This is a genomic window from Tardiphaga sp. OK245 (genome assembly GCF_900108575.1).
GTDB classification, from domain to species: domain Bacteria; phylum Pseudomonadota; class Alphaproteobacteria; order Rhizobiales; family Xanthobacteraceae; genus Tardiphaga; species Tardiphaga robiniae.
Window position 1 is genome coordinate 386,226 of the sequence record NZ_FNWZ01000002.1, and the last position, 13,504, is coordinate 399,729.

Here is a 13,504-nt window from a genome sequence, read left to right on the forward strand (position 1 = left end):
CCGCTTTTGAAGCAGACGCCCTGAAACCGGGGCTCCTTAACAATCCTCCCAACGAAGCCGCAACGCGGTCTCTTACGGGAGTTAGTCATGCAGAACGTCATCGCCCTCAATGCCGCCGGTCAGCAGGGTATCATTACGGCCCGCGCCACCTCGGACGAGATGCTGCTGGAGAATATCGCCAGCGGTGACCGGACGGCGATGCACACGCTTTATGCCCGGCACAATGTGCGGGTCTATCGCTTCGTTCTCCGCATGCTGCGTGATACGTCGGCGGCTGAAGATCTGGTCAGCCAGGTGTTCCTCGATGTGTGGCGGACCGCCAGCCAGTTCGAAGGCCGCTCGCAGGTCTCCACATGGCTGTTGTCGATCGCACGCTTCAAGGCACTGACCGCGCTACGCCAGCGTAAATATGAAGACATCGACCAGGACGATGTCATGGAAATCGCCGACCAGGCCGATACACCTGAGGCATCGCTCGATCGCAGCCGCACCAGCGCCATCCTCCGGGCCTGTGTCGCCAAGCTGTCGCCGGCGCATCGCGAGATCGTCAACCTCGTCTACTATCATGAGAAGTCAGTGGAAGAGGTCGCCGGCCTGATCGGCATCCCCGCGTCGACGGTGAAGACCCGCATGTTCTACGCCCGCAAGCAGCTCGCCGATCTCTTGAAGACCGCCGGCATCGACAGTATCGCAGCGTAATCTGCCGCGTTCCTTTTGCTCCAACGTTCCAGACGTCAGTTCGCGTAAACCTCCCCACCTCCAGCGACCCGGACGGGATGCCCCCTTCCGGGTCGTATTCTGTTTGGAGCTACGGCTTTGTCATCGTCGGCGGACGCACGAACTTCCGCATCGACCTGCGCAATACATCTGACAAAATTGGACAAATTGTCTACGAGTCCAACGGCGAACGCCAATGTGGGCAGATGGACAGCCTTTTCAAGACGTTGCCGAATCCGGGCGGCCAACTAACAAAGACCTCGCGCAGTTTCGCCCGCGCGCTCTGCATGATAGAACACGTCCAGACTACACATGGACGGATGCAGATGTTCGAAGGCTTTGACCCTGTCATACTAGCCCGAGCGCAATTTGCGTTCACGATGTCATTTCACATCATCTTTCCCGCGTTCTCCATCGGGCTCGCGAGCTATCTCGCCGTGCTCGAAGCGCTCTGGTTGTGGACCGGGCGCGACGTCTTCCTCAACCTGTTCAATTACTGGCTCAAGATCTTCGCCGTTGCCTTCGGCATGGGCGTGGTCTCGGGCATCGTGATGTCCTACCAGTTCGGCACCAACTGGTCGGCCTTCTCCGACAAGGCAGGACCGATCATCGGCCCGCTGATGGCCTATGAAGTCCTCACCGCCTTCTTTCTCGAAGCAGGTTTTCTCGGCGTCATGCTGTTCGGACTCAAGCGCGTCGGTCCAAGGCTGCATTTCTTCGCTACGCTGATGGTCGCGATCGGCACGTTGTTTTCGGCGTTCTGGATTCTCTCGGCGAATTCCTGGATGCAGACGCCGGCCGGCTACAGCATCAATGCTGCCGGCCAGTTCGTTGCGGCCGACTGGTGGAAGGTGATTTTCAATCCGTCCTTCCCGTATCGTCTCGTGCATATGGTGCTGGCGGCCTATCTCACCACGGCTTTCGTGGTCGGCGCGGTCGGTGCCTGGCACCTGCTCAAAGATACGCGCCTGCCCGGCCCGCGCGTGATGTTCTCTATGGCGATGTGGATGGCCACATTGGTCGCGCCACTGCAGATTCTTGCCGGCGATCAGCACGGCCTCAACACGCTTGAGCACCAGCCAACCAAGATCATGGCCATGGAAGGCCATTTCGAGAGCCATCCCCATGGCGCGCCGCTGATCCTGTTCGGTCTCCCGAGCCAGGCCGAAGGCAAAGTGAACTACGCCATCGAGATACCCAAGCTCGGATCGCTGATCCTGAAGCATGATCTCAATGCGCCGATGGCCGGGCTCGATACTGTTCCGCGCGAAAACTGGCCGCCGGTGCCGGTGACCTTCTGGTCGTTCCGCATCATGGTCGGCATCGGCTTTCTGATGCTGGGGCTGGGACTGCTGAGCCTCTTCATGCGCTTCCGCGGCAAGTTCTATGAGTCGCGCTTGCTTCACAGCTTTGCGCTCGCGATGGGCCCGGCCGGCTTCATCGCCGTGCTAGCCGGCTGGGTCACCACCGAAACGGGGCGGCAACCGTTCACGGTGTTCGGCCTGCTGCGCACCAGCGACTCGGTCTCGCCGCTGGCGGCGCCAGCCGTTGCGTCGTCGCTGATCGCCTTCGCCATCGTCTATTTCCTGGTGTTCGCCGCCGGCACGATCTATCTGCTCCGGCTCATGGCCGCGCCACCCCATCATGATGAGCAAGGCCCGGCCGGCAACGTGCCGAGTCGTGCGGCGGGCATTACCCCGGCTGTGGGTGCAACCGCATCGGGGCACGCGTCATGATCGATATCGCGGTCGTCTGGGCCTTCATCATCGCCTTTGCCGTGTTCGTCTATGTCGTGATGGACGGCTTCGATCTCGGCCTCGGCATGCTGTTTCCACTGTTCCCGAAGAAGGAAGACCGTGACGTCATGATGAACTCGGTCGCCCCGGTCTGGGACGGCAACGAGACCTGGCTAGTGCTCGGCGGCGGAGGGCTGATGGCGGCGTTTCCGCTGGCCTATGCGGTGCTGATGCCGGCGCTCTATACGCCGGTGATCGTGATGCTGCTGGGGCTGGTGTTTCGCGGCGTCGCCTTCGAATTCCGCTGGCGCACCACGCGCGAGCGCAATCTGTGGGACATCGCCTTTGCCGGCGGATCGCTGATGGCCACCCTGGCGCAGGGCGTGGCGCTCGGCGCGATCCTGCAAGGCATCGTTGTCAACGGTCGCCACTATGGCGGCGGCTGGTGGGACTGGCTGACACCGTTCAGCGTCCTGACCGGCCTCGCACTGATGGCCGGATACGGCCTGCTCGGTGCCACCTGGCTGGTGTTGAAGACCGAAGGCGCGTTGCGCGATCAGGCCTATCGGCTGAGCTGGTGGCTGCTATTCGCCATGCTCGCCGCCATCGGTCTCGTCAGCATCGCGACGCCATTTCTGGATGCCGAATATGCGCGGCGCTGGTTCGCCTGGCCCAACATCATCCTGACGGCGCCGGTGCCGATCGCGGTTGCTGCCATCACAGCGCTCTTGATGCGAAGCCTCGCGGCCAAACAGGATTACCGGCCGTTCTTCCTGTCGCTGGCGCTGTTCGCGCTGTCCTATGCGGGATTGGGCATCAGCATGTGGCCCTATATCGTGCCGCGCAGCATCACCATCTGGCAGGCCGCGTCGCCCGACAACAGCCTGCATTTCATGAGCTACGGCGTCGCCGTGCTGGTTCCCATCATCCTCGGCTACACCGCCTGGGCCTATTACGTGTTTCGTGGCAAGGTTCGCGCCGGCGCGGGCTATCACTGATGACACCTGCATCGCAGCAAAAGCCCGGCTCTTTGGGCAAGCGCCCGCTGATGCAGCGCCTGTTGTGGTTTGTTGCGCTGTGGCTGGGCGGCGTCGCCAGTGTGACCCTCGTCAGCTACGTGCTGCGACTGTGGATCGCACCGAAATAGACGCGGTGACCTTTAATCAAATCGTCACCCGCGAACGGCAAATATGCGGGCGATTCACGACGTCCGCCCGCGGACTGTCGCCATGCCCGTTGATTTCATGGTTCCCGTGATTTGGCTGGGATGATACAGAATATCGGACGCGAAACCGGAGATGCCTGCGATGATCAACATCCGCCGCCTGCTTGGCTTTCAGCTCGTCGCCGCAGCCAGCCTGATGTTGTCGATCACGCAAGGCCTCGCCCAGCAACCGCGTCCGGATGTCGGCGACGAGCCCGGGCTAATTGCCGACGACTCCGTTCAGCTTGAGCCGGAATTCCAGAAGCAGATGGTGCTGTACCGCACCACCGAGGCGCCAGGCACCATCATCATCGCGACTTCCGAACGCCATCTCTATGTGGTGCAAGGCAATGGTCGCGCGCTGCGTTACGGCATCGGCGTCGGCCGCGACGGCTTCCAGTGGCAGGGCCTCTTGAAAATCTCGCGCAAGGCGGAATGGCCGGACTGGACGCCGCCGCCGGAAATGATCGCACGCCAGCCTTATCTGCCACGCTTCATGGCGGGTGGCCCGGGCAATCCGCTCGGCGCCCGCGCGCTCTATCTCGGCGCCACCGTCTATCGTATCCACGGCACCAACCGGCCTGACACCATCGGCACCGCCGTATCGTCCGGCTGCTTCCGGCTGGTCAATGCCGATGTCGCCGATCTCTACGAGCGGATCCCGGTGGGCACCAAGGTCATCGTGCGCCAGAAGCCTGAAATCTGATCTGCGCCTCGCCGCGCAGCTCTTCGATCCAGTTTTTCTCTGACATATTTTTCTCTGACGACGGGGCGGACTTCGCATGGGGATGAAGCGGACTTTCACGACCGGGCTGGCCATCGGCCTGGTGGTTGCCACTGCAGTGGCTGCGGCTGCGATCACCTATGAGCGCTACGACACCAAGACGCTGAAGCGCACCGTCAAACGTGATGCTGTACTCTGCGGCGTGAACACCGGCCTGCCCGGCTTCTCGTCCCCGGATGCGCAAGGCACCTGGACTGGCTTCGATGTCGACTTCTGCCGGGCCGTCGCCGCCGCGATCTTCAACGATCCGAAGAAGGTGACCTTCGTCCCGCTCGACGCCTCCGATCGCTTCAAGGAGCTGCAGAGCCGCAAGGTCGACATCCTGTCGCGCAACTCCACCTGGAGCATGTCGCGCGAAACCAATTACGATCTCTATTTCCCGGCCGTATCCTATTATGACGGCCAGGGCTTCATGGTGCCGAAGTCCCGCAAGATCGATTCCGCGCTGGAACTCGATGGCAGCAAGGTCTGCGTCCAGGACGGCACCACGACGGTGTTGAATCTTGCCGACTACTTCCGCAGCAACAACATCAAATATACCGAAGTGAAGTTTCCCAAGCTGGACGAAGTCCTCAAGGCCTATAATTCCGGCCAGTGCGACACCTTCACGGCGGATGCGTCGCAGCTCTATGCGCTGCGCCTGACCATGAGCAAGCCGGACGATCATGTGATCCTGCCCGACGTCATCTCCAAGGAGCCGCTGGCCCCCGTGGTGCGCCAGCGTGACGACGACTGGATGATGATCGTGAAGTGGACGCTCTATGCGATGATCAATGCTGAGGAGCTTGGCATCACCTCGAATAACATCGACGAAGCCCTGAAGTCCAAGAAGCCCGACGTGATGCGTCTGGTCGGCACCGAAGGCGCTTATGGCGAAGACCTCAGCCTCTCGAAGGACTGGGCCGCCCGCATCATCCGCCATGTCGGTAATTACGGTGAAGTCTATGACCGCAACATCGGCGAAGGCTCGAAGCTGAAAATTCCGCGCGGGTTGAACCAGATCTGGAGCGCCGGCGGCATTCAATACGCCCCGCCGATCAGGTAGGTACTTAACCTCTCCCCGCATCTTGCGCGGGGAGAGGTCGACCCGGCAGAGCGCAGCGACGCCGGGGCGGGTGAGGGGCATGGCACAAGGTCCGCGTCCATCTCGCAACTATCGGATCGAAGAATTTCTCTGGAAGGTTGCACGTCAATCATCGGAGCGATCCGATGAACTGCCGATGAGGCGCGCGCCTGCCATGCCCCTCACCCGCCGCGAAGACGCGGCGACCTCTCCCCGCAAAGCGCGGGGAGAGGTTAAGAGCGCCCGCTCTCAATAATTCTTCAGCCGCGCCAGTTGGTCCGCGTGATAATTGCTGTCGCCCAGCAATTCCTGGCAGACCCGCGCGCGCTTCATGAAGAAGCCGATGTCGAACTGGTCGGTCATGCCCATGCCGCCATGCATCTGCACGCCTTCCTGCACGGCCAGCGTCGCCGTGGTGCCGGCCTTGGCCTTGGCGACGGCAATCGCGGCCGGCGCCGTCGGCGCGCCATCATCGACGAGTTGCAGCGCCTTCAGCACGGCCGCGCGCGTGACTTCGATCTCGGTATAGAGATGCGCGGCGCGATGCTGAAGGGCCTGGAATTCACCGATCAGCTTGCCGAACTGCTTGCGCTCCTTGAGATAGGTCACGGTGCGGCCGAACACTTCGTCTGACAGGCCGACCATTTCGGCGGCAACGGCACCGCGGCCGATATTCAGCACGCTATCCAGCAATGTGCCGCCCTGATCGACATCGCCGAGCACGCTGTCGGCGGTAACCTCGACATTGTCGAACGTGATCCGCGCTGCATTGTGCGAATCCACCATCGCGGTGCGCTCGAGCGCGATGCCCTTGGCCTTCGGATCGACCAGAAACAGCGTGAGGCCGTCCCGCTCACCCGGCGCACCTGCGCTGCGCGCCGCGACGATCAGGAGATCGGCGGTGTGGCCATCGACCACAAATGCCTTCGCGCCATTCAGCTTGAAGCCATTGCCGGAGCGTGCGGCCTTCATCGCCGTCTGCAGCGGGCGATGCTTCGCGCCTTCGTCGATGGCCAGCGCCGCCAGCAGCACGCCACTGGCGATCTTCGGCAGATATTCCGACTTCTGCGCGTCGCTGCCCCGATTCAGCGCCGAGACGCCCAGCACAGCCGTGGAGAAGAATGGCGACGGCATCAGTGTGCGGCCAATCTCTTCCATCACGACGCCGGCTTCGACGGCGCCGAGCCCGCTGCCGCCGAACGCTTCCGGCACCAACAATCCGGCAAATCCCATTTCGGAAAACGCGCGCCAGTAGTCGCGCGAAAACCCGGTCGCATCCTTGGCATCGCGGAGCTGCCGGAAATGACTGACCGGCGCCTTGTCGCCGATAAAGCCGCGGGCGCTGTCGCGCAGCATGGTCTGTTCTTCGTTGAGGAGGAGAGGCATGGGTGTGATCCAATGATGAGGCGGTCTGGCGACCAAATTGATCCTAGCTCAGTCCTCATGGTGAGGAGGCGCGAAGCGCCGTCTCGAACCATGAGATGGAGTGCACCACCATCCTTCGAGACGCGGCCTTCGGCCACTCCTCAGGATGAGGGCAGAGTGAAATTCACGCCCCCGGCAAATCCAGAATGCGTTTGGCAACGATCCCCAGCATCACCTCGCTGGTGCCGCCTTCGATCGAATTCGCCTTGGTACGCAGCCACGCCCGCGGACGTGCGCCTTCTTGCGAGCGCTGGCTTTCCCATTCCAGTGCATCGATGCCGCCCGATGACATCAGGATTTCATGGCGGCGCTTGTTGAGTTCGGTGCCGTAATATTTCATCGCCGACGAAAACGCCGGATGCGCCTGACCGGCTTTCGCCAGATCGACCGCGCGCTCTGCCGCACAGGCCAATGCGGCCTCATCGACTTCGAAACTTGCGATTTGCCCGCGCAGCATCGCATCGTCGAGGCGGCCCTGTTCGTCCGCCCCGATGGAGTCGGCAGCGACCTGGCCAAGCGGCCGGCCAGCACCGCGCTCGCCCATGCCAGAGATCATCGCACGCTCGTGCTGCAGCAGGTATTTCGCCACGTCCCAGCCGCGATCGACAGTGCCGAGCACATGCGACTTCGGCACGCGGACGCTATCGAAGAAAGTTTCGCAGAAGGGCGACTTGCCAGAGATCAAAAGGATCGGCTTGGTCGAGACACCCTTCGACGCCATGTCGAACAGGATGAAGCTGATGCCGTCATGCTTCTTGCCGGACGCGTCGGTGCGCACCAGGCAGAAGATCCAGTCGGCATAGTTCGCGTAAGACGTCCAGATCTTTTGACCGGTGATGAGATAGTCATCGCCGTCGCTCTCGGCGCGCGTTTGCAACGAGGCCAGATCGGAGCCGGCATTCGGTTCGGAATAGCCCTGGCACCAACGGATCAGGCCTGCGGCGATCTTCGGCAGATGCTCCTGCTTCTGGGCGTCGGTGCCATATTTCAGCAGCGCCGGCCCGAGCATGGAAATGCCGAACGACACCAGCGGCAGACGGGCGGAGATCGCAGCCATTTCCTGGCGCAGGATCTTCGTCTGTTCGCCGTCGAGGCCGCCGCCGCCATATTCCTTTGGCCAATGCGGCACGGTCCAGCCCTTGTCGCGCATCCGTTCGAACCAGAGACGCTGCGGCTCGGATGAGTACTTCGCATTGCGACCGCCCCAGAATGTATCCTCATCCGAACTCATCGGCCTCCGCATCTCCGGCGGGCAATTGGCCTCAAGCCAGGCGCGCGTCTCGCTGCGAAATTGATCGAGATCCGACATCAGCGTTTCCATCCATTTTGTGCGCGGGATGCCGAGCATCCGCAATGTTGTTGGGCGAAGCTTACTCGCCACTTCGTGGAATTCAATGGCCTGCTGCAAAGCGGAAGTAGTCAGGCTCGCCATTCCGGTGTATCGCCAGAGAACAACGAGCAAAAACACACGAGGAAACAACATGCGTCTCAAGTGGCTTTCGCCTGGCGAAATGTCTCCCGACCAGAAGTCCATCTATGACGAGTCGATCGCCAGCAAGCGCGGACGCCCGCCGGAGCCGATGATGGCCTGGCTCGCCAGCCCGAACATGGCCCGGCACGCGACCCGCCTCGGCGCGTTTCTGCGCTACGACACCACGCTGACACCCGCGCATGCCGAGCTGGCGATCCTCGTCACCGCGCGGCACTGGACCGCGCATTTCGAATGGTATGCGCACAAGAAGATGGCGCTCGACGGCGGCCTCGATCCCGCCATCATCGAAGACATCAAGAACCGCCGCACGCCGACCTTCAGCGAGAAGAAGGCGCGGGTGATCTATGACGTCGCCAAGTCGCTGCACGAGGCGCAGGGCCTGTCCAAGCCGCTCTATGACGAAGCCACCGAGACGCTGGGCGCCCAGGGCCTCGTCGAGATCATCGGCCTGTGCGGCTACTACACCATGGTCTCGATGACGCTGAACACCTACGAGTTCGGCCTGCCGGACGGGCTGGTCTCGGAACTTGCGTAGGCGATGCCCCTATGGGTAAAGCGCCGCGAGACCCATCAATCCAATTCCTGGAAACGATGGGTTTCGCGAAGACGCTCTACCGATCCTGCGATCGCGTGACTAGATCGTGCTGAGCGCCATACCCCTCAGGAGTTTCCCATGCCCGACCAAACCCTACCGATCCCCGCAGGCACACGGATCGGGCATGTTCACCTGAAGGTTGCCGATCTTGATCGCGCGCTCGGCTTTTACCGCGACGTCCTCGGCTTTCAGGTCAAGCAACGCTATGGCGATCAGGCTGTCTTCATCGCCGCCGGCGATTACCATCACCACATCGGCCTTAACACCTGGGAGAGCAAAGGCGGCCAGCCGCCGGCGCCCGGCACCACAGGTCTTTTCCATACCGCGATCCTGTATCCCACCCGCGCCGCATTGGCCGACGCGCTGCACCGCGTACTCTCGGCCGGCATACAGCTTGACGGCGCCAGCGACCACGGCGTCAGCGAAGCGCTGTATCTGCGCGACCCCGACCAGAATGGCGTCGAGCTGTATTCGGATCGCCCGGAGGCAGATTGGCCACGAAATGGCGATGGCGGCATCGCGATGTTTACCAGGCGGCTGGATGTTGAGGAGCTGCTGAAGCAGCGGCAGACATAAACTCAGTCCTCATCCTGAGGAGCCGCGCCCCTTCGCGCGGCGTCTCGAAGGATGTGCCAAGCAGCTCATGGTTCGAGACGGCGCTACGCGCCTCCTCACCACGAGGTTAGAGCTTTGCTCTTCTGCCCCCGCACCATGATCAACACTGCCGCGGCCACCTGCAACGCCATGCAGACATAAAACGGCACGGCGTAACTGCCCGAAAGATCGCGCAGCCAGCCGACGATGCCCGGACCGAAAGCGTAAGTGACCTGCGTCGCCGCCGTGATCAGGCTAACCAGCACCCCGAACGAGCGTGCGGCAAATTCGCGCTGCACGATCAGCGCCGGCAGCGTGATCAGATTTCCAACCGAAAAGCCGAACAACGCGCAGGCAAAGAACACCAGCGCCTCATTGCGCGAATTGATGATGATCGCAAGCGCCGTCGCCTGGCTGAGAAACGACAGCGCCGATGCCAGTCGCTGATTGAGCCGGTCGATCACTGTCGAGAACAGCACGCGGCCAACCACCGCCATCAGCGTCAGCAGTGATACCGCGGCTGCCGCGCGCTCGCGGCCGATCACCGGATCGAGAAACGAGATCAGGTGCACGATGAAGCCGACCTGCGCAAACAATCCGAACGCAAAAGCAATGGTGAGCGTCAGGAACGCCACGTCGCGCATCGCCTCCGCGCGAATGCGTGTCGACGATGGCGCGCTGGCCGTAACGGCAACACCGCCTTGCGCAGCGCTCGCCGCACGATGCGGCGGATGGCCGACGAAGATGATGATCACCGGGACGAGCAGCACAAGCATCGCGATCGCTGCTGCGATAGTCGCGCCGCCAAAGCCGAAGGCATTGCTCGCCGTCACCATCAGAGGCACGCCGACGATGCCGCCGAAACTCGCGCCATTCAGCGCAAGGCTGATGGCCATGCCGCGCTTCTTGTCGAACCACAGACCAAGCGTGTTGGTGATCGCGCCCAGACTTGTGCCGGCCCAGCCGAAGGCGAGCAGCACGTTCACTGCATAGAGCTGCCAGGGCGACGTGATCTGTCCGAGCAGGATCGTGGCGAAGGCCATCACCCCGACACCGGCCAGCAAACAGTTGCGCGGCCCGAGCGCGCGCATTGCTTCACTCACGAATGCGACGAGCAACGCGCCAACGAGATAGAAAAACGTGGTCGCCGTCGCGATGGTCGAGGCCGGCCAGCCATGCACGCGCTGAAGTTCCGCGAGATACACGCTCTGGCCATAGAAACCGAGCGCCCAGCCGAATGTCGCGAGCAGGAAACAAACACCGACGATACGCCAGCCGTCGTAACGAGCGGATGTCTCGTCATTTACCTCGGGCTTCTTCGGCCCAGTCGGAGTCGCGTCCATTCCGGATCTGCTTTCATTACGTTTCGTCCATCATGCTGCTCTGCGACAACACGCCGCGCTGATGTACCACCGTGATTAGAATTAACCACCCGTTTTACGGGCCAAAACGCTTTTGGATTAACTTCACAATCAAGCCATTCAAATCTTCACACCCTTGGCAGCTGCATTCGGCAGCGCCATATGGTATCGTATTGGATATGGAGGATTTTGAACCGTGAATGCGCTCGCCGAAGTGACTGAACAGACCGACCGTTCGCTCCTGATCGTGGAGGACGACAAGCCGTTTCTGGAGCGTCTTTCGCGTGCGATGGAAACGCGCGGCTTCACGGTCACGTCCTGCGACTCCGTTTCCGAAGGTCTCGCCCAGATCAGCAAATCAGCGCCCGCTTTTGCCGTAGTCGATCTTCGTCTCGGTGACGGCAACGGCCTCGATGTCGTGTCGGCGCTGAAGCAACAGCGCCCCGATGCGCGCGCCATCGTGCTCACCGGCTATGGCAATATCGCCACCGCCGTGACCGCGGTGAAGATGGGCGCTGTCGACTATCTGTCGAAGCCGGCCGATGCCGACGACGTCGTTGCAGCGCTGCTTGCGATCGACAATGACAAGTCCGAACTGCCGAACAACCCGATGTCGGCCGACCGCGTGCGCTGGGAGCACATCCAGCGCATCTATGAGATGTGCAACCGCAACGTCTCGGAAACCGCACGTCGCCTGAACATGCATCGCCGTACGCTACAGCGCATTCTCGCCAAGCGCGCGCCGCGCTGAGCCTTCTTAAAAGCTAGATTTCGTTCGGCCAGGCTGCATGACCTTGAGGGTCGTGCAGCCTGTTCAGTCTGTGCGCCGCGGTCATCGCGAAGCGCAGCATCATGCCCTTGCGCGTCGGCGCCGGCAGCCGGTGCTCCGGTGCATCGCAATGAACATGCGCGCCATAGGCATCCGCCACGATCAGGCCTGTGTCAGCGGGAAAAATCTCGCACGGCAGATCCTGCGTGAAGGCGAAGAACAGCCGGTCGCAATGCGCGCGATACTCGGGCCATTTCTGATCAGCCCGCAGATCCTCGATCGATGACTTGATCTCGACGATCCAGACATCGCCGCGTTCGTTCAGCGCAACCAGATCCGCACGCCGTCCGGATGGCAGCGGCAATTCGCTGACGCATGAGAATCCCAGCGACCGCAGCAGCCTTGTGGTTCCGCGCGTAATCGCCAACGCCGTCTCCGACTGGCGGCGATCGAAAATCAGCGCGGGCGTGTGAACGGCATTCGATTCCATGGCGACAAACTTAGCCGATTTCGGCGGGGCCGCACATCACGTCTCCCGCCAGTCTGCCGCACGCATGTCGCAAGCCGGACGCAAGTTTTCCGCAGGCGACGACGTGCGCCGAAAATCATCGCTGCAGCCCGGATTACGGAGATATCTCATGAGCTTAGCCCATCTCGGTCGTGTCGTTCTGCTCGCGGCTGCCGCAACTTTGCCGCAAGCGATTTTCGCCGGTTCCGCGCAGGCCAAGCCGACCGTCGAAGTCGCCTTCGCGCTCGACACCACCGGTTCCATGAGCGGGCTGATCGAAGGCGCCAAGCGCAAGATCTGGTCGATCGCAACTACAATCCTCGATAGCAATCCCGACGCCGACATCCGCATGGGCCTCGTCGCCTATCGCGACATCGGCGACGACTACGTGACCAAGACCTTCGACCTCACCACCGACATCCAGGATCTCTATGGCAACCTGCTGCAGGTCCGGGCGAAGGGTGGTGGCGACTGGCCGGAGAGCGTCAACGAGGCGCTCGATGTCGCCGTCAACAAGCTGCAATGGACCAAGGGTAACGATGTCAGGCGTATCGTCTTCCTGGTCGGCGACGCACCGCCGCATATGGATTATCAGCAGGACACGAAATACACGACCACGCTCGAAGTCGCGAAGCAGAAGGACATCATCGTCAACGCTGTTCTGGCAGGCGGTGCCCGCGATACGGAGAAGGTCTGGCGCGACGTTGCCCAGCGCGGCGACGGCCGTTTCATCGCAATCCCGCAGGATGGCGGCCAGATCGTCATCATCGAGACGCCCTATGACGAAGAGATCATTATCCTGCAGAATGACATCAACAAGACGGTGATCCCCTACGGCCCGCGCGCGCTGCAGAAGCACACCGAGAACAAAACCCGGCAGCTCTCGGAAGTCGCAGCGGCGGCGCCCGCCTCGGCAACGGATATGGCAAGCTACATCAACAAGCGCGCGAAAGTGTCGTCGGAAGCCGTCACGGGCGGCGGCGATCTTGTCAGCGACGTGTCCGCCGGCAAGCAGAAGCTCGACAGCGTGAAGGAAGATGAATTGCCTGAGGCCATTCGCAAATTGTCGCCGCAGCAGCGCGCCGATGAACTCGGCAAGCAGATGAAGGATCGCAAGGCGCTGAACGACAAGCTGACCGCGCTGGTGGCCAAGCGCGATGCCTACCTCATGACCCAGCGCGACAAGGCGCCGGCCAAGGCATCGTCCTTCGACCGCGAGGTGGAGGCGACGCTGAAGGTGCAGTTGAAGAAGTAGA

The 13,504-nt window shown here is 61.9% G+C and carries 14 protein-coding genes; 10 read left to right on the forward strand and 4 right to left on the reverse strand.

Features of this window, described 5'->3' with window-relative positions:
- Positions 1 to 87 precede the first annotated feature (87 nt).
- From BLW80_RS08465 to BLW80_RS08490, 6 genes are all read left to right on the forward strand, one after another.
- A complete protein-coding gene (locus tag BLW80_RS08465) occupies positions 88 to 699 on the forward strand; it encodes a sigma-70 family RNA polymerase sigma factor (RefSeq protein WP_093757615.1) in 612 nt (203 codons plus the stop codon).
- Positions 700 to 1,043: 344 nt separating this feature from the next.
- Positions 1,044 to 2,453 carry a cytochrome ubiquinol oxidase subunit I gene (locus BLW80_RS08470; protein WP_093758177.1) on the forward strand — a complete coding sequence of 470 codons (1,410 nt, stop codon included), beginning with the start codon at positions 1,044 to 1,046 and terminating at the stop codon, positions 2,451 to 2,453.
- Entirely contained in the window at positions 2,450 to 3,451 is a 1,002-nt protein-coding gene (gene cydB, locus BLW80_RS08475) for a cytochrome d ubiquinol oxidase subunit II (RefSeq protein WP_093757616.1), read from the forward strand. Before BLW80_RS08470 ends, cydB begins: the two co-directional genes overlap by 4 nt.
- Entirely contained in the window at positions 3,451 to 3,600 is a 150-nt protein-coding gene (locus tag BLW80_RS08480; protein WP_089263496.1) for a DUF2474 domain-containing protein, read from the forward strand. The genes cydB and BLW80_RS08480 overlap by 1 nt, the downstream gene beginning before the upstream one ends.
- 160 nt (positions 3,601 to 3,760) lie before the next feature.
- Positions 3,761 to 4,363, forward strand: coding sequence for a L,D-transpeptidase (locus tag BLW80_RS08485; protein ID WP_089263709.1), 603 nt, complete (start codon positions 3,761 to 3,763; stop codon positions 4,361 to 4,363).
- Between the two features lie 82 nt (positions 4,364 to 4,445).
- Entirely contained in the window at positions 4,446 to 5,486 is a 1,041-nt protein-coding gene (locus tag BLW80_RS08490) for an amino acid ABC transporter substrate-binding protein (protein WP_093758178.1), read from the forward strand.
- 267 nt (positions 5,487 to 5,753) lie between these two features.
- Here BLW80_RS08490 and BLW80_RS08495 read toward each other — a convergent pair whose 3' ends face one another.
- A complete protein-coding gene (locus tag BLW80_RS08495) occupies positions 5,754 to 6,890 on the reverse strand; it encodes an acyl-CoA dehydrogenase family protein (protein WP_093757617.1) in 1,137 nt (378 codons plus the stop codon).
- Between the two features lie 163 nt (positions 6,891 to 7,053).
- A complete protein-coding gene (locus BLW80_RS08500) occupies positions 7,054 to 8,238 on the reverse strand; it encodes an acyl-CoA dehydrogenase family protein (protein ID WP_093758179.1) in 1,185 nt (394 codons plus the stop codon).
- Positions 8,239 to 8,410: 172 nt separating this feature from the next.
- Here BLW80_RS08500 and BLW80_RS08505 point away from each other — a divergent pair, with 172 nt between their 5' ends.
- Both BLW80_RS08505 and BLW80_RS08510 read left to right on the forward strand, forming a co-directional pair.
- The gene (locus BLW80_RS08505) at positions 8,411 to 8,956 is read left to right on the forward strand and encodes a carboxymuconolactone decarboxylase family protein (protein WP_093757618.1); all 546 of its coding nucleotides are present in this window, start codon (positions 8,411 to 8,413) and stop codon (positions 8,954 to 8,956) included.
- A 138-nt stretch (positions 8,957 to 9,094) separates the two neighbouring features.
- Complete coding sequence (locus tag BLW80_RS08510; RefSeq protein ID WP_093757619.1) at positions 9,095 to 9,592, forward strand: VOC family protein; 498 nt, start codon at positions 9,095 to 9,097, stop codon at positions 9,590 to 9,592.
- Between the two features lie 95 nt (positions 9,593 to 9,687).
- Here the strand turns inward: BLW80_RS08510 and BLW80_RS08515 are convergent, their stop codons facing one another.
- The gene (locus BLW80_RS08515) at positions 9,688 to 10,953 is read right to left on the reverse strand and encodes an MFS transporter (RefSeq protein WP_093757620.1); all 1,266 of its coding nucleotides are present in this window, start codon (positions 10,951 to 10,953) and stop codon (positions 9,688 to 9,690) included.
- Positions 10,954 to 11,167: 214 nt separating this feature from the next.
- Here BLW80_RS08515 and BLW80_RS08520 point away from each other — a divergent pair, with 214 nt between their 5' ends.
- Positions 11,168 to 11,722 (forward strand): ActR/PrrA/RegA family redox response regulator transcription factor, encoded by a 555-nt coding sequence (locus BLW80_RS08520; RefSeq protein ID WP_089263491.1) that lies wholly within the window; start codon positions 11,168 to 11,170, stop codon positions 11,720 to 11,722.
- Between the two features lie 13 nt (positions 11,723 to 11,735).
- Here the strand turns inward: BLW80_RS08520 and BLW80_RS08525 are convergent, their stop codons facing one another.
- Complete coding sequence (locus BLW80_RS08525) at positions 11,736 to 12,230, reverse strand: MmcB family DNA repair protein (protein ID WP_093757621.1); 495 nt, start codon at positions 12,228 to 12,230, stop codon at positions 11,736 to 11,738.
- 148 nt (positions 12,231 to 12,378) lie between these two features.
- On the opposite strand from BLW80_RS08525, the gene BLW80_RS08530 reads away from it, so the two are divergent.
- The gene (locus BLW80_RS08530) at positions 12,379 to 13,503 is read left to right on the forward strand and encodes a vWA domain-containing protein (protein ID WP_093757622.1); all 1,125 of its coding nucleotides are present in this window, start codon (positions 12,379 to 12,381) and stop codon (positions 13,501 to 13,503) included.
- Position 13,504: the final 1 nt, after the last annotated feature.